The organism is Nostoc sp. DedQUE12b (assembly GCF_034530835.1).
In the GTDB taxonomy this organism is placed as follows: Bacteria; Cyanobacteriota; Cyanobacteriia; order Cyanobacteriales; family Nostocaceae; genus Nostoc.
The window spans coordinates 1-18439 of the sequence record NZ_JAVRCI010000032.1; the positions used below are offsets into that span (position 1 = coordinate 1).

19 protein-coding genes are annotated in these 18439 nt (G+C 42.9%); 10 read left to right on the forward strand and 9 right to left on the reverse strand.

Annotated features, from left to right (window positions below; translation table 11 throughout):
• Positions 1 to 275 precede the first annotated feature (275 nt).
• On the forward strand, positions 276 to 593 hold the full coding sequence (locus tag RMY16_RS16955; RefSeq protein WP_194042424.1) for an RNA recognition motif domain-containing protein: 318 nt from the start codon (positions 276 to 278) through the stop codon (positions 591 to 593).
• 359 nt (positions 594 to 952) lie between these two features.
• On the opposite strand, the gene RMY16_RS16960 is transcribed toward RMY16_RS16955, so the two are convergent.
• The 3 genes from RMY16_RS16960 to RMY16_RS16970 all read right to left on the reverse strand — a co-directional run bounded on the left by RMY16_RS16960 (position 953) and on the right by RMY16_RS16970 (position 6353).
• Positions 953 to 1888, reverse strand: a complete 936-nt coding sequence (locus RMY16_RS16960) for a hypothetical protein (RefSeq protein WP_322737383.1) — start codon at positions 1886 to 1888, stop codon at positions 953 to 955.
• Positions 1889 to 1949: 61 nt separating this feature from the next.
• Positions 1950 to 3434: a galactose oxidase-like domain-containing protein gene (locus tag RMY16_RS16965; protein WP_322737384.1), complete on the reverse strand. Its 1485-nt coding sequence runs from the start codon at positions 3432 to 3434 to the stop codon at positions 1950 to 1952.
• A 636-nt stretch (positions 3435 to 4070) separates the two neighbouring features.
• Positions 4071 to 6353 carry an amylo-alpha-1,6-glucosidase gene (locus tag RMY16_RS16970; RefSeq protein ID WP_322737385.1) on the reverse strand — a complete coding sequence of 761 codons (2283 nt, stop codon included), beginning with the start codon at positions 6351 to 6353 and terminating at the stop codon, positions 4071 to 4073.
• Between the two features lie 131 nt (positions 6354 to 6484).
• Between RMY16_RS16970 and RMY16_RS16975 the strand changes: the two genes are divergently transcribed.
• Together RMY16_RS16975 and RMY16_RS16980 are read left to right on the forward strand one after the other, a co-directional pair.
• Entirely contained in the window at positions 6485 to 7096 is a 612-nt protein-coding gene (locus tag RMY16_RS16975; RefSeq protein ID WP_069068387.1) for a peroxiredoxin, read from the forward strand.
• A 157-nt stretch (positions 7097 to 7253) separates the two neighbouring features.
• Positions 7254 to 7790, forward strand: coding sequence for a peroxiredoxin family protein (locus tag RMY16_RS16980; RefSeq protein ID WP_322737386.1), 537 nt, complete (start codon positions 7254 to 7256; stop codon positions 7788 to 7790).
• A 151-nt stretch (positions 7791 to 7941) separates the two neighbouring features.
• On the opposite strand, the gene RMY16_RS16985 is transcribed toward RMY16_RS16980, so the two are convergent.
• The 4 genes from RMY16_RS16985 to RMY16_RS17000 form a co-directional block, all read right to left on the reverse strand.
• Positions 7942 to 9522 carry a serine hydrolase gene (locus RMY16_RS16985; RefSeq protein ID WP_322737387.1) on the reverse strand — a complete coding sequence of 527 codons (1581 nt, stop codon included), beginning with the start codon at positions 9520 to 9522 and terminating at the stop codon, positions 7942 to 7944.
• Positions 9523 to 9696: 174 nt separating this feature from the next.
• A complete protein-coding gene (locus RMY16_RS16990; protein ID WP_322737430.1) occupies positions 9697 to 10437 on the reverse strand; it encodes an RNA methyltransferase in 741 nt (246 codons plus the stop codon).
• 82 nt (positions 10438 to 10519) lie between these two features.
• On the reverse strand, positions 10520 to 10645 hold the full coding sequence (locus RMY16_RS16995; protein WP_322737388.1) for a hypothetical protein: 126 nt from the start codon (positions 10643 to 10645) through the stop codon (positions 10520 to 10522).
• Between the two features lie 27 nt (positions 10646 to 10672).
• On the reverse strand, positions 10673 to 10825 hold the full coding sequence (locus RMY16_RS17000; RefSeq protein ID WP_322737389.1) for a hypothetical protein: 153 nt from the start codon (positions 10823 to 10825) through the stop codon (positions 10673 to 10675).
• 59 nt (positions 10826 to 10884) lie between these two features.
• On the opposite strand from RMY16_RS17000, the gene RMY16_RS17005 reads away from it, so the two are divergent.
• The 7 genes from RMY16_RS17005 to RMY16_RS17035 all read left to right on the forward strand — a co-directional run bounded on the left by RMY16_RS17005 (position 10885) and on the right by RMY16_RS17035 (position 15110).
• On the forward strand, positions 10885 to 11877 hold the full coding sequence (locus RMY16_RS17005; protein WP_322668468.1) for an ABC transporter ATP-binding protein: 993 nt from the start codon (positions 10885 to 10887) through the stop codon (positions 11875 to 11877).
• The gene (locus tag RMY16_RS17010; protein WP_322737390.1) at positions 11874 to 12692 is read left to right on the forward strand and encodes an ABC transporter permease; all 819 of its coding nucleotides are present in this window, start codon (positions 11874 to 11876) and stop codon (positions 12690 to 12692) included. Before RMY16_RS17005 ends, RMY16_RS17010 begins: the two co-directional genes overlap by 4 nt.
• Positions 12693 to 12793: 101 nt before the next feature.
• On the forward strand, positions 12794 to 13594 hold the full coding sequence (locus RMY16_RS17015) for an ABC transporter permease (RefSeq protein ID WP_322737391.1): 801 nt from the start codon (positions 12794 to 12796) through the stop codon (positions 13592 to 13594).
• Positions 13595 to 13698: 104 nt separating this feature from the next.
• Positions 13699 to 13872, forward strand: coding sequence for a hypothetical protein (locus tag RMY16_RS17020; protein ID WP_322668471.1), 174 nt, complete (start codon positions 13699 to 13701; stop codon positions 13870 to 13872).
• A gap of 52 nt (positions 13873 to 13924) precedes the next feature.
• A complete protein-coding gene (locus RMY16_RS17025) occupies positions 13925 to 14191 on the forward strand; it encodes a penicillin acylase family protein (protein WP_322737392.1) in 267 nt (88 codons plus the stop codon).
• Positions 14175 to 14336, forward strand: a complete 162-nt coding sequence (locus RMY16_RS17030; RefSeq protein ID WP_322737393.1) for a hypothetical protein — start codon at positions 14175 to 14177, stop codon at positions 14334 to 14336. The genes RMY16_RS17025 and RMY16_RS17030 overlap by 17 nt, the downstream gene beginning before the upstream one ends.
• Positions 14337 to 14666: 330 nt before the next feature.
• Positions 14667 to 15110, forward strand: a complete 444-nt coding sequence (locus RMY16_RS17035) for a hypothetical protein (protein ID WP_322668472.1) — start codon at positions 14667 to 14669, stop codon at positions 15108 to 15110.
• Between the two features lie 165 nt (positions 15111 to 15275).
• Here the strand turns inward: RMY16_RS17035 and RMY16_RS17040 are convergent, their stop codons facing one another.
• Positions 15276 to 15515 carry a class I SAM-dependent methyltransferase gene (locus tag RMY16_RS17040; RefSeq protein ID WP_322737394.1) on the reverse strand — a complete coding sequence of 80 codons (240 nt, stop codon included), beginning with the start codon at positions 15513 to 15515 and terminating at the stop codon, positions 15276 to 15278.
• A 44-nt stretch (positions 15516 to 15559) separates the two neighbouring features.
• Positions 15560 to 18352, reverse strand: a complete 2793-nt coding sequence (gene secA, locus RMY16_RS17045; RefSeq protein ID WP_322737395.1) for a preprotein translocase subunit SecA — start codon at positions 18350 to 18352, stop codon at positions 15560 to 15562.
• Positions 18353 to 18439 lie beyond the last annotated feature (87 nt).

Genomic DNA, 18439 nt, shown 5'->3' on the forward strand with positions numbered 1-18439 from the left:
CACTCAGCACTCAGCACTCAGCACTCAGCACTCAGCACTCAACACTCAGCACTCAGCACTCAGCACTCAACACTCAGCACTCAGCACTGTTTTGCCCAATCCCCAATCTTGAGTTACGGTGGGTAAGAACTCAATGATGTGCTAAGGTAATCAAGTGAGAATAAAATTCGGTTACATTCTTTGTTTTTAGTATTGACAGGCTTTTTCCTTTTGGTCTTAACAAGCTTGCCTCCGAAATCTAAATCTCTACACACCTATGATTTTGGAGATAATGCATGTCAATTTATGTAGGTAATCTATCCTACGAGGTCACACAAGATGACCTCAATTCTGTATTTGCCGAACACGGCACTGTAAAGCGGGTTCAGTTACCTACTGACCGTGAAACAGGACGTCCACGCGGCTTTGCCTTTGTAGAGATGGGCACAGAAGCTGAAGAAACAGCTGCCATTGATGCTCTTGATGGAGCTGAATGGATGGGACGCGACCTCAAAGTCAATAAGGCTAAACCAAAAGAAGATAGAGGTGGTTCTTTTGGTGGTGGCGATCGTCGCGGCGGCGGTGGCGGTGGATACAATAGATCGCGCTACTAAGCTTTAAGATCAAAAATTAAGTTTTAACGTCTAAAGGGCAGAATCATTATCTGCCCTTTTTGCGCTCCGGTCTAGTGGATCGGAAGGCTCGATATATAAGGTTTTTCTTTACCTTTTAACCGAATGACACGCTTGTTAAGCGTAAATCCCTGGTATTCCTGGATGAAAGGGTATGGGGTGTAGAGTTGCAGGTTCGGGTGTGGGGAATTAAGAAGGTGTTGAACTCCTTGACGCACTCGCATTCAATTGTCTAAAACACCCTACCCCCAACACCCTGCCCTCATGAGGTTTCACATGAATCTTAGTGCCATTCCCCTTTAACCTTTTCCCTTTCCCCCCAAACCAGACATCAATTCCTTCTAAGCACGAGTACGCGTAATCTGAGCAGAATCAAAATCTTGTAGCCGAGTCATATTTCCACTGTTTTTATCAACAATAAACACAGCATTAGGTGTCTCATATCTCATCGCTCCAAAGGCGAGGAGTTCACCTGTTGTAGAGCAAACTAAGCTTTGTAAACCATTATTCCATGCTTGACCATTAACTTTCAATTGTCCTAGTCTGATGGGCTTCTTTTGATTTGGATCTAGCTGCACTAGACTTGTCTCACCATACGCACTAACTATAGAAGTATAAAGTATTCCATCTGGGCACTCAGCTAGATTGCTGACCCGCTCATCTTCCAGGAATTTAATCTTACTAATAAAACTTATCTCTCCTGTTTGAAGGTTAATATCTACCAATTTGATTGGTGGTGTACCGTTCTTCTTTCCTACTAGACCAATGAGTCGCCCATCATTAGTACCTAGCAAGCTCCCAAGCTGTTGATTCGGTTTAAGTCCTGAGACTATCAAAGTTTTTACAGGCGTACCCAAAAATCTAATGCGAGTAGGTGTCGCCTGTCTCCGACTAAGTGCAACCGGAGTAATGGCTACAACAAGTGTGCCATCGCTTAAAGAGGTAAAACCACTCAATATCTCATTAGGTTCTAATAGAGGTGTACTTTTATCCGTAAGTACCTGAGCCTTTCCTGTCATTAAGGATTGCAAAACTAGTCCTACAGGCTTCATATCTGTGCTTACACTGTTTAGGGCAGTGTTCTCTATTAATTCAGTCGTGTTTACCTCTGTAATAGCTGTTTGGTCAGTATCAACGATCGGGCTAGAACCTATACCTACAATATTTAAACTTGGTGTTTCTGCCAAGGCTTTGTTGCTTAGATAACTAAGTCCAGATACTACAGTTCCAGCAAGTACCAATTGTCCAAACCGTCGGCGTGATACCTTGTAATTCATATTTTTCTTCCTAGAATGAATGACTTTTATTAGGTAGCAGTGTGAACGTAAACAGATAAGGCTAATATATTTGCGTCCAGGTTGCTACTGAGGGTGTTCCATTGTTGTCACTAATAAAAAGCATGTACCAGCCTGGAGGGGCGATGTTTCGATTGTTTATGACCGTGACCTTAAGAGAAGTAGCGTTTCTAGAAATAATGGGTGCATCCACTAACCTTTGTTCTGTATCGCAGGAATGGGTAGTTGCTATTGGTCTAATCAGACTCACCCACTTAATATTCGCAGCTTGGGGTGTCTGAATCGTAAATTGCTGCCCGTAGGTCACTGTTTGAGGAGCGCTCCGAATAACTGGACGCGATCGCGACATATACGCAGGACTGTAGATTTCTAATCGCAGTTCATTGACCCTCCGTTGAGGGTTCCCTCCAGCTGTGGCGACCCTACCATCTGGTAACAGTAAGGCCACCGAGTGATATACGCGGGGGACATTTTGTTTAGCTACTACTGTCCAGGTATTTGTAGCTGGATTGTAGATTTCTGCTGGCAGCATTGATTGTGTTGTGTCCTCATTCATTTTGCTACCATTGCAAACAAAGACTGTGCGATCGGGCAATAAAACTGCGCTGTGATGCATCCGGGCATAGTTTAAAGGCTTTGCTGCTACGTAAGTTGGATTACTAGCTTTTAAATCGACAATATTTACCCTCTTGGTTGCTGTCTTACCACTACCACCACCGAGAATCATCACTTTTTGATCTTGTGCAGGTGGTAAAAGAAGACTGGCAGCTTGATCGCCAAAAGCTATGTCTTGCAGCCCTGTTACCACTGTTTCTGTAATGGATTGTGTAAATGTCTCTGGCAGGGTTAATATCCTTGGTGTCACTCCAGTGCCACCCATCTGAGCACCTGAATAAAAAACTTTTCCACTACTTAGTAGAAACAGATGCGCGTATGGCGGTAAGGCACTAGTTGTTGGAAAAGCTTTCCAACCATTTGGAAAGAAAGCAGAATAAATTTCTGGTTGTCTATTGAGCTTGCCATCTTTATCCAGCCCAGATACTGCTAAGACTCGACCACTGCCTAGTGTTAACACAGTAGGATACCAACGACCATTATTCATTGATCGTATCTTGACCCATTTCTCAGCAATGGGATCAAACATCAGAGCATAGGGTGAACCATAAAATGGGTCATAGCGCAAAGTTCCACCTGCAACCAGTAACTGACCATCAGGGCGGAAGGAGTGACCAGCGCAAAAAATATCCATAGGTTGATTGTTACTATCCAATGGAGGCGCTTGACGGGAAAAGGTTTCCTTGTTTACATCCCATACCACACTGTCATAGGGAGTATTTAACCGATTGGGATCGTTACCTGAGCCACAGAAAAAGAATACCTTACCAGTACGAAGTAGGGCAGCATGTATAGGTAGGATTGGAGCACTGTACGACAAAACTTGCCATTTATCTGTAGCAGTAGCCACAGCTATGGAAGTCCCTAAATCTGTTTCCTCTTGAAGGTTAGTCTTGTTATTAGATTGAGTCACTTTATTTACAATTCTTCCTACGTAAACTTCATTTTTTGTACTTTATTTTATTAATTGATTTCTCAATTTATATCTATACTTCTTTAGGCTTATTTAGAGTTAAGATATGATGTGTTTCATAATAAGGAAATGTAAAATTATCTGTTATCAATAGTAATTGCCCTATCAATCATACATCCTGTAGAGTATTTAGATTAAGCCTTAACTACATTGCTAATATCAATAATACTACATCTCACTCATGAAGTTTTCTTATAAAATATTTCCTCACAGAAGAAAATAAACATCTTTGGTTTTGCGGCCTCAATTTGTGAAATCATCGAAAATCTCTAGTCACTTTTGGATAATTAGATAAATTAATAAAAAGCTTGTATAGTCAGGGTTTCGGAGGTTAAAATTAGCAACATTAATTTGTGAACGGATATTCATCAAGAATAATTATCCAAGACCATCTGTATTCCTCAACTATTTAATGTAGCAGGGTAGTTTCATACAAGCAGAGAAAAACTAAAACTGGGTTTCAAAGCCTTCTCCCAGAGAGGGAGAGGAATGGAAGTAGGGTAAAAAGCCATGCCACAAAGCGAGAAATCAAGACTTATGTATTTTTCTTTTTTCGTATGAAAGCACCTGCTACAACTATTTAATGTAGCGGATTACTTCGGCAACTGACCAAGCTTGAGCGATCGCTCCTCTGGGTGTGTGAGGTGAATCGCCATCAAAAATCTCAGAAATAGAACCAAGACAAGCATCAAAGAAAAAGTGATCTATCAAGGGTTGCCAATCAAAAGGCAGCGATTGTTGTGGATAAAAACGTTGCCAAGCCCGAATATACGGCCCAATTAGCCAAGTCCAAACAGTGCCTTGATGATAAGCGCGATCGCGTTGTTGTTGATTGCCCTCATATTTCCCTTTATATTCTGGATCTCCTGGATCGAGACTACGAAGACCATAAGGTGTGAGCAAGCTGGTAGTTGCCAAATCTAATATCTGACACCCTTGCTGTTCGGAAAACCCACAATGATGTAGCGACAGCGCCAAAACGGCATTCGGACGAATTTGAAAATTCCGGCGATCGTCTGGCTCAATAGTATCGTACAGATAACCTAGCTGAGGATTCCAAAACTTTTGCAGTGAGGTTTTCACGTGTTGTGCTTGGTTAGCATAACGCTGTGCTTGCTTAGTGAGACGAACTGGTGAGCCATATTCCATTTGGCTCAAGCGCTCTGCCCACTGACTCAGCCAACATAAAGCAGAATACCACAGTGCATTGATTTCCACTGGCTTCCCGTAACGGGGTGTGACGGGGTGTGTCCCAATTACCACATCCATCCAGGTGAGAGCTACACCACGAGCATCCCAACTAACTAGCCCATCGGTAGCATCGACCTGGATATTGAAATGTGTACCACCGACAAACGCTTTATAGATTTGCTGTACTACAGGGAATTGCTCTGCCAAAAAATCCCAGTCTTGGGTAGCTTCTAAATAAAGTCCTAAAGTTTCAATCCACCACAACGCCGCATCAATACTGTTATAAATTGGTTCGCCATTGAGATCAGGAAATGCATTCGCAATCAAACCGTGGCGACAATAATGCCCAAAAGTTCGCAATACTCCTTTTGCTAAGTTAAAGCGCTGTGGAACTAGTGCCAACCCCGGTAAAGCGATTAATGTATCACGTCCCCAATCATTAAACCAATGATAACCAGCAATGACCGTAGGCCCTGCAATTGAGGCTCGATAGACGATAAAGCGATCGCTTGCTTTGAGTAGTTGTTGCCAGATTAGGGAGTGGGCATTGGGGAGCCAGTGCGTTGGGCGGCTTTGCCGACTTGAAGCAACTGGCGTCATTGGGCATTGGGCATGGAGAAGAGACAAAGGAGACAAGAAAGAAGGGGGAGACAAGGGAGAGATTTTCAATAATTCTTTCTTGTCCCCCTTATCTCCCCTGCTCCCCTGCTCCTCTGCTGCCGTACCTCTCTCTTTCCATCCAAAAATCTGTGAGAGCCTTTCTTGCTCTGCCTCCACAGCTTCTGTGAAAGTTTTGACGGTGAGAACACCTGGCACTGAGTCAGGAAAACCTACTCGTGCTTCTAAAGTCACCGTATCTCCTGGTTGAAGTTTGACTATCAAGTAACCAGGACTGTGGAGGTCTTCCTTGTCGCCTAATCCCCGTTTTGTCTCCTCAGACAATCTATAATCCCAATACCAAACTGCATCTGGTTGATAATTTCCTTGTGTCCAGCGCAAGTGCCAAGGTATACCGAAGCGCCCAGAATTGATTGCTTGTAAACAGACTTGCTGTTCCCCTAGCAATTGTGAAAACTGTAATTCTTGACTAGCAGTCTGCTGGTGGTGAAAGTCACGTTCTGCGATCAACAGTCGCAACCGTAAAATCGCTGTTTCAGTTCCCTCGTAGCGATACTGGATTAAAATTCGATGGCAAAATTGGGCATTGGGTATAAGAGGCAGAGGGGCAGAGGTGCAGAGGGGTAGAGGGGAAAAACTTTCTGCAACTTCTCCCCTGCTCCCCTGCTCCCCTGCTCCCCTGCTCCCCCGCCCCTCGTCCCTAGTCCCCACCAAACCATAGGGCATCACCAATTGTCTGGTTAATTGCCAGTTATCTTGACCCCAAGTCCATTTAGGAACTGGGTTAATATCAAAACGGCGTAGCTGTTCGTAGCCTGTTGGCTCAATCTGACCGTTACCCCAAACATTTGTCCCCAATGCCACAACGCGCCCTAATATTTCCAAGCTAGCTTCTAGGTGCGAAAACAGCAGAGTCCTTCCAGAAGGTGGGTTTGTGGCGGCAAACAGCCAACCATGATAGGTGCGCGTGCGGACATCAGAAACTGTACCGCTGGCAAAACTTCCTAAGCCGTTGGTAAGCAACCATTCTCTTGTATCTAAATCAGGCATTTGCTACTCAAAATCGTTATGAGTATGATATAGTCGTAACAGATCGTAATTAAACTGTGAGAGCGTGGATGGGTAAATTTTACTTGACCCAAATTCCAACGCTACTAAACCGATAAAGGAGAATTAGGTTAATGTCCCTTACTTACGGAACCGAAGGAAGCCTCCGCGTTGGTCAACAAGCTCCCGATTTCACAGCAACGGCTGTGGTAGACCAGGAATTTAAGACAATCAAACTTTCCGATTATCGCGGTAAGTATGTCGTTCTGTTTTTCTACCCACTAGACTTTACCTTTGTTTGTCCTACTGAAATCACAGCATTTAGCGATCGCTACGAAGAATTCAAGAAAATCAATACTGAAGTCCTTGGGGCTTCCGTTGACAGTGAATTCTCTCACCTCGCTTGGATTCAAACAGATCGTAAGTCTGGTGGCGTCGGCGACCTGAATTATCCTCTAGTCTCCGACATCAAGAAAGAGATCAGCGCCGCTTACAACGTTCTTGACCCAGCAGCAGGCATTGCCTTGCGTGGTCTGTTCATCATCGATAAAGATGGTATTATACAGCACGCCACGATTAACAATCTAGCTTTTGGTCGTAGCGTTGATGAAACGCTGCGGACATTACAAGCAATTCAGTATGTTCAGTCTCACCCTGATGAAGTTTGCCCAGCTGGTTGGCAACCTGGTGACAAGACCATGAATCCTGACCCAGTGAAGTCTAAAGTTTACTTCTCTGCTGTCTAAATTTCGCTAGCGAAAAAACTCTAATCCAGCTTTTTGGAGTTGAAAGCAAAATCAATGAAAACCACAGATAAACAGAGATACACATTAAACAATGTTAACCTCCGTAAATATCTGTGGTTTTTTATAAAATAGTATTTAAATAACCAAGGCTAAAAATATGTTGACTTCAACTGACTTTAGTGGCTTATTAAATGAGCGATTCTTCCGTAATTTTTTACCAGTTCCAGCTAGCAATGAACTCAGATTGGGAGTGGGAACACCTAATTTTCAACTGCCAGATATTACTAACGGAACTTTAGTAAAATTGTCTGATTATAAAGGCAAACAACCAGTGTTACTCGCCTTTACTCGCATTTTTACCGAAAAACAATATTGCCCTTTGTGTTTTCCTCACATCAAAGCTTTGAATAAAAACTACGAGCAATTCAAAAATCGCGGTATAGAAGTTTTAATGATTACTAGTACCGATGAAAGGCAGAGTCAAATAGTTGTCAAAGATTTAAGCTTAAAAATGCCACTGTTGAGCGATCCTAGTTGTCGAGTATTTCGTACATATCAAGCAGGGCAGGCACTAGGGGCGCCTTTACCAGCACAGTTTGTATTAGACAAAGAAGGAAAACTGCGCTACTGGCATTTATTTTCTTTTTTGGATCGCAATGCTAGTGTTGAGACATTGTTAGAACAATTTAATTGACTATAAATATTCAAAATAAATTGCGTTTAATGTTGGAAACTAGCTATTAGGAATTGGAACTCTTAAGATTTGAATGGTAATTTAGACCCTAATCATAATATCATCAAATCTTAATAGTTTCATTTGTTTGAAAAGTATTACGAATTACAAATTATCTTTGAGGATAATATTGAGGATTCGCAACTTGGGGCTGATAACCGTTTGTAGGTATTGTACTTCCCATGCCGTTAGGTACAGGAGTGGCAACAGGAGGCTGATAAATGCTCATGGGCGCAGTGCCTGTTGTACCGTTAGGTAAAGCAGGATTCGCAACCTGGGGCTGATAACCATTTGTGGGTAGAGTGTTTGTAGTGGTGTTTGGTGTGACAACATTCTGGCTAAACTCTTGGTAGGCTGCACGAGAAATTGAGCTAATCAATTTTTCGGCGCGAGGGTCGTTTGCTGGACGTTGTACCATTACAGAGGCTATATAACGCTTGCCAGTTGGAACAACAATTAAACCTGTATCTGCCAACATTGTGCCGATATCACCCGTTTTGTGGTATGCTCTTGCACCTGTCCCCAAACCTGATGGCAGCAGAGTGTCTCTTTGGGTGCGACGCAAGATATCAAGCATGAGATCGCGTGATGGCATACTGACTAAATTTCCTTGACTCACAATCGCCATCAAATTCGCTAGTTCTTTGGGGTTAGTGGTATTTGTCCCTTGCAAATCTGGGAGTTGATTACGAATTGTTGTGGCTGTCAATCCCCAACTACGGAAACGCTGGTTTAAAGCGTCTATTCCTCCCAGTCGGGCAATCAGCATATTTGTCGCCGTGTTGTCGCTGATTGTAATCATTTTAGTGACTACTTCCAAAGCGGCGTACTGAGTTCCTGGTGGTTTGTATTGCAGATTTCCTGAACCGCCAGCGACCATATCTTGTTGCATGGTCAGCATATCATCTAGGCGAATCTTCCCCGCGTCTACATCCTGGAAAAAGGCAATTAAAATCGGTACTTTAATCGTACTAGCCGCCGGAAAACTGGTAGAGCCATTGATATCTACATAATTACCAGTATCCAAATCTACTAAGAAAATTCCCGGTGTGAGATTTGGGTTGGTGACCGCCAAATTTTGCACGGCATTTTTCAAAGAGGTAATTTCTTGAGATAGGTATAGACTCGAAGCTGCGGCTGGGGGAGTTTGGGTAGGTTGTGGCTGCGATCGCGCCACATTACTAACATTACTATTACTATTAGATTGCGACGCCGAATTTGTGCTGATACGATTGGCTGGGTCTAATACTGACAATACAGTACCCACAATTGCACCCATCCCAATACCCACAATCAATAACCGCAAAACATACAATACGGTTTTGGCCATTGGCTTTAACTGGGTTTTTCGCGATGAGCGTCTGCCTGTTTTTGGCTTTTCCATCCGCACTGTTTTAACCATCACAGCACCTGCTCGAAAGGGAGGAATTTTTCCCTTAACACTAGGTATTGGTTTTACTGCCGTTGGCATAACTAACCCCGATTTTACCCTACGTGTAGCGCCAGAGATCGGGGGAGGACTAATTTGATTTTTTGGGCGTGTTAGTGCCCCTTCTTGTCCATTTGTAGTTTGCTGCTGATTGTTAGCTTTAACTCTCTTTTTGACCACTTTTTGAACTTTTTGTGGCTGCTGGCGGCGATTTAAGGGTTGACGCCGCGAGAAAGCTGTTAGTTCGCCACTTGATTCTGACACCGTTACTCCTTGTGACCGACTTGACTGTTTTCTTGCAGACTCTTGGCCCCAAACTTAATCTTTAAGCAATATTAATACTCAAATTCCACTTTGCCACTAAGTAGCATTTTTGTGTTTAGTTTAAGCCATATTAATTATTTTGGGGAGATGATTGCGTATATATTAAACGAATAATTACAAGTTTTCACTATCCCTCTGGTTTTTCAGGGCCCATTCTACCTGCTGCAAAATTCCTCGCAGCATGGCCACCTCCCCAGTTTTCAAGTGAGCGCGATTATACAATTGGCGAAATTTTCCCATCCGACTAGCTGCCGTATGGGGATATACATAACCAATTTTCAGTAATAGTGATTCTAATTGCTGGTAGTATCCTTCCACAACATCCAAGGGTGCGAGTTCAGTTTGAGGTAAGGTTTGAATGTCAAGTTTTTGGGCAGATTGTGACAATTCATAACAACAAATTGCTACAGCAGTAGCTAAATTGAGGGCGACATAATCTTGACTTGTGGGAATGCCAACAAACCTCTGTGCATAATTCAATTCTTCATTGCTTAATCCCCGGTCTTCTCTGCCAAAAATCAGTGCTGTGGGTTTTTCTGGTTCCTCCAGTAACCAGGGTAGTGCAGTGCGGGGATTTTCTAAGGGTGTTTCTAAACTGCGAACGCGACCAGTAGTAGCGATCGCCCGTACACATCCATGCAATGCTTCTGGTAAGGTCGCCACTAATAGCGCAGATTCTATAATTTCCTGAGCGTGAACAGCCATCATCAGAGCTTCCGTCGATAGCGGATCGCATTGGGGGTTCACTAATACTAAATTATATAGACCGAAATTTTTCATTACCCTGGCGATCGCGCCGATATTGATCGGCCCAGCTGGTTCTACCAACACAATTCTTAATCCAGCCAAGCCCATTTTTTGCCTCCTGCGATCGCACCAGATAATACTTACAGTTTTCAGCGTTGTGGTTCTGCTGAAGAGTTTCCTTGAAATCATTTTAGCTGTCTTGTGCTGGTACAGCTGGTTGTTGGAGACTCAATGCAAGTAGTTCCGGTAAGCGATCGCCTACTTGTGCTAATTGTTGAGATAATTCCTCTGATACTTCTAGAATGATTCTTGGCATGGGGATTGCATTGGCAATTTACTATTATTAAATGATATATCTCGGATATATCTCGAAATCTTTCATTACTCTAGCGATCGCTCCGACATTACTCACCCCAGCTACTACCAAGACAATTCTTAATCCAGCCAAGCCCATTTTTTGCCTCCTGCCTGGTTGTTGAGTTTCGACTACGCTCAACTGCCGCGTAGCCGAAACACTGCCTCCTGCCTTTCTTTGCGATAACAGACTAACAAAATATGTCTCACATTCTTGTCGAAAATCTCAGGAAGACTTTCTTTGTGTCTGAACGTTCCTCTGGGCTTTTCGGTTCAATACGAGGACTTGTGCAGCGAAAAACTAAAGAAGTTTATGCTCTCAAAGGAGTTTCGTTTTCCCTAGAGCGGGGAGAACTTGTAGGATACATTGGCCCGAATGGAGCCGGTAAATCGACCACGATTAAAATTTTAAGCGGTATTCTCGTACCTTCCAGTGGAAAATGCCTAATTGGCGGACGAACTCCTTGGAAAGATCGAATCAAGCACGTTAATCGCATTGGTGTAGTGTTTGGTCAAAGAACGCAACTCTGGTGGGATTTGCCAGTGATTGAGTCTTTCGATTTGCTGCGGGATATTTATCGCGTTCCGCAATCGGAGTATCGCCAGACACGCGAAGAAATGATTGATTTGCTTGGTCTTGGAAGTTTTCTCTCGACTCCGGTGAGGCAGTTAAGCCTTGGTCAAAGGATGCGATGCGACTTTGCAGCTGCAATGCTTCACAGACCGGAAATTCTTTTTCTTGATGAACCCACCATCGGGCTTGATGCAGTTTCCAAGCTTGCAGTCAGAAAATTTATCAAAGCGTTGAATAAAACTCATCAAGTGACCACCATCCTGACTACCCATGATATGGATGATATAGAGGCATTGTGCGATCGCATAATTATTATTGGTGGAGGTGAAATCCTTTGTGATGGAACTCTAGCAGCACTGCGTTCTCAAGTTTCCTCGCGTCGGTACTTAAGAATCGACCTAGCAAATGATGATTTCTTTTTTGAAGAAGAAGGAGTCAGTATTATCTCTAAAGAAGGTCGCACCGTAACTCTATCCTTCGATCCCACAAAGCTTTCTGCTGCGTCTTTAATTAGCCAAGTTACCTCGCAACACGAAGTAGAGGATCTTTTTGTGGAAAATCCACCCATTGAGGAGATAGTTGCTGAACTTTATGCAATTTCAGCAGGAATTGTCCCATGAAAGCATATTGGTCACTGTTTGTTGCTAGATTTACACTGCTGTTGCAATACCGTACTGCTGCTTTAGCTGGCGTTGGAACTCAGCTTTTCTGGGGGTTAGTGAAAGTAATGGTTTTACAGGCATTCTTTACTCATACAACCTCTCCTCAACCTATAACTTTCCAACAAGCTGTAGGATATGTGTGGCTGGGACAGGCGTTTTTAATGGCGATTGTCCCTTGGGGAGGTGATAGAGATATTCAAGAACTCATCCGAACTGGTGCTGTAGGATACGATCTTCTTCGACCCACAGACCTTTATAATTTTTGGTTTACTCGCGCATTGGCACTTCGTACAACGCCCCTGATACTTCGTAGCATTCCGCTTCTTGGTGTCACAATTTTCCTTTTTCGCATTTTTGGGCTTGATGAATGGTCGCTTTCTTTTCCACCCTCCTTTGCTTCTTTTGTTGCCTTTTTTATCTCTTTTATTGGTGCAATTTTACTTTCGTCTGCATTAACTATGCTTCTGACTGTATCAATGATGTGGACAATTTCAGGCGAGGGAATTAATAGTATTCTACCTACTCTTGTGACGATCTTCTCTGGCATGATTGTTCCGTTGCCACTTTTTCCTGAGTGGAGCAAGCCTTTTTTGAACGCACTTCCTTTTTCAGGACTAATCGACAAACCTTTTCGTCTTTTTACTGGGAATCTTCAACCAAACGCCCTATTTTATATTTTGCTGCATCAAACTTTCTGGATAGTTGTCATTGTTATCCTTGGGCGTGTTCTTGTGAAATATGGCATCAGAAAGCTTGTAATTCAGGGAGGATAAGTCAATAATTCGTACCTCGGCTTTGCTCGGCAACCTAATTCGTAATTTTTTAAGCGGATATAGGTTAGGTAATTTATTTTAGATACAAATTATAAAGGACTATGAATGATTTTGTACTTTACCTTCGATATATTTCTGTATCTTTTAAGTCGCAAATGCAATACAAAGTTTCTTTCTGGCTGCAAGTCATAGGGCAGTTTTTAGGAACTGCTGTTGAATTTTTTGGAGTTTGGGCACTTTTTAGTCGTTTTAATAGCATTGGTACGTGGACTTTAAATGAAGTTGCTCTCTTTTATGGAGTAGTTAATATTTCTTTCGCCTGTGCTGATGCGCTTGGAAAAGGGTTTGACTCATTTACAACAATAATAAAGAGTGGAGACTTCGACCGTTTACTTGTTCGTCCACGCACCACAGCACTTCAATTGTTAGGTAAAGAGTTTACTTTAAAACGAATCGGAAGACTTTTTCAGGGAATTGTTGTTATGTGGTGGTCACTTTCATCTCTCCACATTTCTTTAACTTTTAAAACTTTATGGCTTTTAGGCACTTCATTTATTGGTGGGGTTGCGCTCTTTGTTGGCATTGTCATTATGCAAGCAACCATCACCTTCTGGACTATTGAATCTCTCGAAATTATGAATATCCTCACTTATGGAGGAGTTGAAACGGCTCAGTACCCTCTTGCAATTTATAGCAAGTGGTTTCAGCGATTCTTTACTTTCTTGATACCGCTTGCTTGTGTCAGCTATTTCCCTTTGCTTGCAGTACTTGAAAAAGAAAATGCTTTTTTAGTGCCTTTGTGGTTTTGTTATGTATCGCCAATTGCAGGCATTATCTTTCTAATAGTTGCGCTCCAGCTTTGGAAAATAGGAGAGCGATACTATTGTTCTACTGGGAGCTAAACAAAATTTTAGCTGTCTACTCAAGCATATTTTAAATGGACAGATCGCACTTTTCTAAAGATTCTGATTAAATACCTTGTAGGATTGCCTAATTTCACTAAACAATGCCACGAGAAGCTCAGAGGAAAAACTCCAGGAAAGGTTGGTTACGTAAAAGACTCAAAATTACTCTGATTTTCCTGTTAGTGCTAGAGCTATTGTTAGTGGGATTTTCCACCTACACTGTGCGTCAATCCTTTGCTCAAGAAAGTGGCACAGCAAGAAATTTAGGAAATTAATGCAGAGATAAAGGCATACCTGCAAGCTTACGCTAATGGTCTCAATGCCTATTTGGCAGAGCATCAAGGCAGCACCCTGAGTCTAGAATACGCTGTGCTAAAGTTTCTCAATCCTGGGTATCAGCCAGAACCTTGGAAAATACTCCATTCTTTAAGTTGGGGTAAGGTAATGGCTTACAACTTGGGGAGAAATTTAGAGAGCAAAATTGAACCTGCTATTTTGCTCAAAACTCTTAACCCAAATCAATCGCACCCAAAACTAGCAGTAATTCCGCACTGCTGCCAGCAATTATATTGTAGATTTGAGAAATTTAGATAACTCAGTAGCAATTCACACCCCTGGGCAATCAGGCCATGCTTTCTATAACCATTACAACGATATGGTTGAACTTGGCGCAAAATTGAATACCACCAGATGTTGTGGGAATCAAAGAATGTTAAAGCCAATACTACTGCCACACTGAAGTTATAGCAAAGTGCTGAGTGCTGAGTGCTGAGTGCTGAGTAAAAACCCAGTCGTTTCAAGCCTTTGAGCAATCAACACTGTCGTAATCTATGTGACTACGGCTATAACTCCAAAATTGGTAGAGTAAAGGACGACACAACTATACAATCTAAAATAGAGGTTTTTGCGTATAATTACATACACGTTGTTGGAAAAATGAAGTATAAAGTAACAGGGTAGAAAAAAGTTAAAAACAGAAATAAAGATTCTTTTTAGAAAAAGTATTTTTGCCAATCATCCATTTCTACTGCCCAACTTTCACTAAACATAGATGGAGCTCATAGAACCTATGCAACGCGTATTTAAACAAAATTTTATACTTTCAGTCACTACTGCGATCGCTTTATTATTTGCAGGTTGTGGCGAAAGTAAAGTTGCTCAATGTAACAAAGTCATAAAAGTTGCCAATCAGGCATCTACTCTAGGTCAGCAATTCGGTAAAAATCCCAATCCCGCAAAAGGTTCCAAAGCTCTAACTGAACTTGCTGGTAAGATCGACCCACTTGCCAAGGAGATGAAAGCACTAGAAATTAAAGATGAAAAATTGCAAGGTTTTCAAGGGCGCTTTCTCACACTCTATCAGAACATCAGCAAGGAATTGAATAATGCAGCAACAGCCATAGATAAAAAGAATCTACCAGCAGCAAAGGGCTTTTTGGTATCTCTGCAAAAGAGTAGTAGGGAAGAAAGTTCAATAGTCAACGAAATCAATAGCTACTGTTCTGGTAAATAATCCCTTCTCCTCTGCCTGTAATCTCGATCGCAAAAATAGCGGTTAAATAGTAGGTCGATAACCACCAAAAACAGCAAAGCTAAAATTTTTGTAACAGCAATCGACATTTTGAAACCCAGCCGCTTCTAGCCAGCTAAGTTGAATATCAAGGGTTGCCATGCGATCCTATTCCATACGTTTTTGTGCAGCTTTGAGATCCTCTTCTGAGATATTTTTCGCGCGGACAGAATCTAACCAGTGTTGACGGTAAAGTTGTTCTAAATCAGGCGTTTTGCCAAGAAGTTGATCGGCGTTGATAAATATCCCTCCAGGATTGAGAACATCATAGATCCGTTGATAAAGAAGTTCTTTGTCAATATCTGACAGATGATGAATCGATAAGGCAGAGATTATCAAAAGACGCAAAAGCACTCTCTGCGCCTTTGCGTCTCTGCGTAATATATTCTCTACTACACCATCTCTGATGATGCCTGCGCCATCTGCTGAGGCTGCGGCTGGAACATGAACAACGAGTAAACAACGTCTCGGCGAATGTTAACCATCATATCCAAGAAGAGTTCGTAACCCTCGCTCTTGTATTCAATCAGCGGATCTTTTTGCCCATAACCACGTAACCCCACCGATTCGCGCAAGGCATCCATTTGTTGCAAATGTTCCCGCCACAATGTATCAATGCGTTGCAAGATAAAGAAGCGTTCAGCTTGGCGCATTAGTCCAGGTTGAACTTGGTCAATTTGCGCTTCTTTGAGGTCGTAAGCAATTCGTACCTGTTCGTGGAGGAAGGCTTTAATCTCGCTGACTGTGATATCTTCTAGTTGACTCGCTTGTAAATCTGCTAGCAAATAGACAAATTCTTTGACTTTCTCAACCAACTTTTCTAACTCCCACTCTTCCGAGGGCAAGTCTACGTTGATGTAGTAGTCAACGATGTCATCCATCGTTTTTTCAGCGTATTTAATCACCTGTTCTTTCAAATCTTGCCCTTCTAGGACTCGTCTGCGTTCGGCGTAAATAGCACGACGTTGATTATTCATCACCTCGTCATACTCAAACACCTGCTTCCGAATGTCGTAGTAGTAAGTTTCAACTTTTTTCTGTGCGCCTTCCAAACTGCGGGTAAGCATCCCAGATTCGATGGGCATATCTTCTTCCACTTGGAAGGCATTCATTAACCCAGCAACGCGATCGCCACCAAAAATCCGCAGTAGGTTATCCTCTAAACTGAGGAAGAATCTCGTGGTTCCAGGGTCGCCTTGTCTTCCTGCACGTCCGCGCAACTGGTTATCAATCCGCCGCGATTCGTGGCGTTCTGTACCAATTACGTGCAAACCGCCGATTCCCACTACCTCTTCATGTTCGCGGGTAGTAAATTGTTCGTATTCCTGCTTGACGCGGTTGTAAGCTTCCCGCAATTTTTGGATTACAGGGTCATTAATGGGAGCTTTTTCTGCCGCTACAGCTACTTTTTCTTCAGCTTCCAATTCCGGTAAACTACGTTCACCATACTCACGCACTGCAATTTCTACTGCATCTTTGAGTAGTTTTTCGGTTTCTTTTGTCAACTGGGTGGGGAAAATTTCTGGTGAAGCCCGCCAAGTTTTGACTTTCTTTCCAGGGACAAAGCCTTGACCACCACCATGTCCTGTAGGCAATCCGGCTGCTCTTTGAACGCCAAAGGTATCTTCATCTTCTGGCATAACAATCCGGGGCATAAAGTATTCCCGCAGCTTTAGGCGTGCCATATATTCGGAGTTACCACCCAGGATGATGTCTGTACCTCTACCAGCCATGTTGGTAGCAATAGTGACAGCACCTTTGCGTCCTGCCTGAGCGACGATTTCCGCCTCACGTTCGACGTTTTCCGGTCGGGCGTTGAGTAATTCGTGGGGAATTTCCAACTGCTTCAGTAGCCGACTAAGAAGTTCAGATTTTTCTACACTAGTGGTTCCCACTAAGACAGGTCTGCCGAGTTGGTGCATTTCGGCACATTCTCTAGCGATCGCTCCCCACTTACCTGCTTCTGTCTTGAACACCATATCAGACAAATCTTCGCGTCTGCGATCGCGGTTGGTGGGAATTACCGCAACTTCGAGTTTGTAAATTTTTTCAAATTCTGGTTCTTCGGTTTTCGCCGTTCCTGTCATTCCACCGAGTTTTGGATACAACAAAAACATATTTTGGTAAGTAATTGTCGCGAGAGTTTGAGTTTCTGGCTGAATCTCTACGTGTTCTTTCGCTTCAATCGCCTGGTGTAATCCATCACTCCAACGCCGTCCGGCTAGCACCCGACCAGTAAATTCATCCACAATTACTACTTCACCATTGCGGACGATGTAATTTACATCCTTGAGGAAAAGTTCTTTGGCTTTAATTGCATTGAAAATGAAGTGTGCCCAAGGATCTTCTGGGTCAAATAAATCTGTAACTCCTAAAAGATTTTCCGATTCGGCAAACCCTTCATCTGTCAATAGAACGTTACGAGCTTTTTCATCTACATCGTAATGTTCGTCTTTTTTGAGTGTGAATGCTATTTCAGCAGCTTGTAGATACTTTTCTGTAGGTCTTTCCACCTGCCCAGAAATAATCAGTGGTGTCCGCGCCTCATCAACTAAAATCGAGTCCACCTCGTCAATTACGCAATAATTAAACGGACGTTGCACCACATCTGCCATTGATGTCGCCATGTTATCCCGCAGATAGTCGAAGCCGACCTCACTGTTGGTAACATAAGTGATATCACAGTCATAGTTTTTCTGGCGTTCGCTAGGAGTCATGCTTGACTGAATTAGCCCCACACTCAGCCCCAAGAACCGATGCACCTGTCCCATCCATTCAGCATCCCGACGAGCCAGGTAATCGTTTACGGTGATGACGTGTACACCTTTACCAGTAAGGGCATTTAAGTAACTTGGCAAGGTGGCAACTAGTGTTTTACCTTCACCAGTTTTCATCTCGGCAATTTGCCCCACGTGCAAAATGATACCGCCAAGCAGTTGGACATCAAAGTGCCGCAAGCCTAATACTCGCCGTGCTGCTTCCCGGACAACGGCGTAAGCTTCTGGCAATATGTCATCTAAGGTTTCGCCTTTAGCGAGCCGTTGTTTAAATTCGACGGTTTTACCTTTTAACTGATCATCGGAAAGAACCTTAATTTCTTCCTCTAAAAGGTTAATTTCAGTAACAGAAGGTTGGTATTTTTTAAGCTTACGAGCGTTGGGGTCGCCCAACAAAAGTTTTAGCATGGCAGGTTATAGAACTGAATCAAGGGGGATGGGAATTAAAGGGTCGGCATTGATTATAAACATTTAACCCAGCCCAAACGTCTTGCT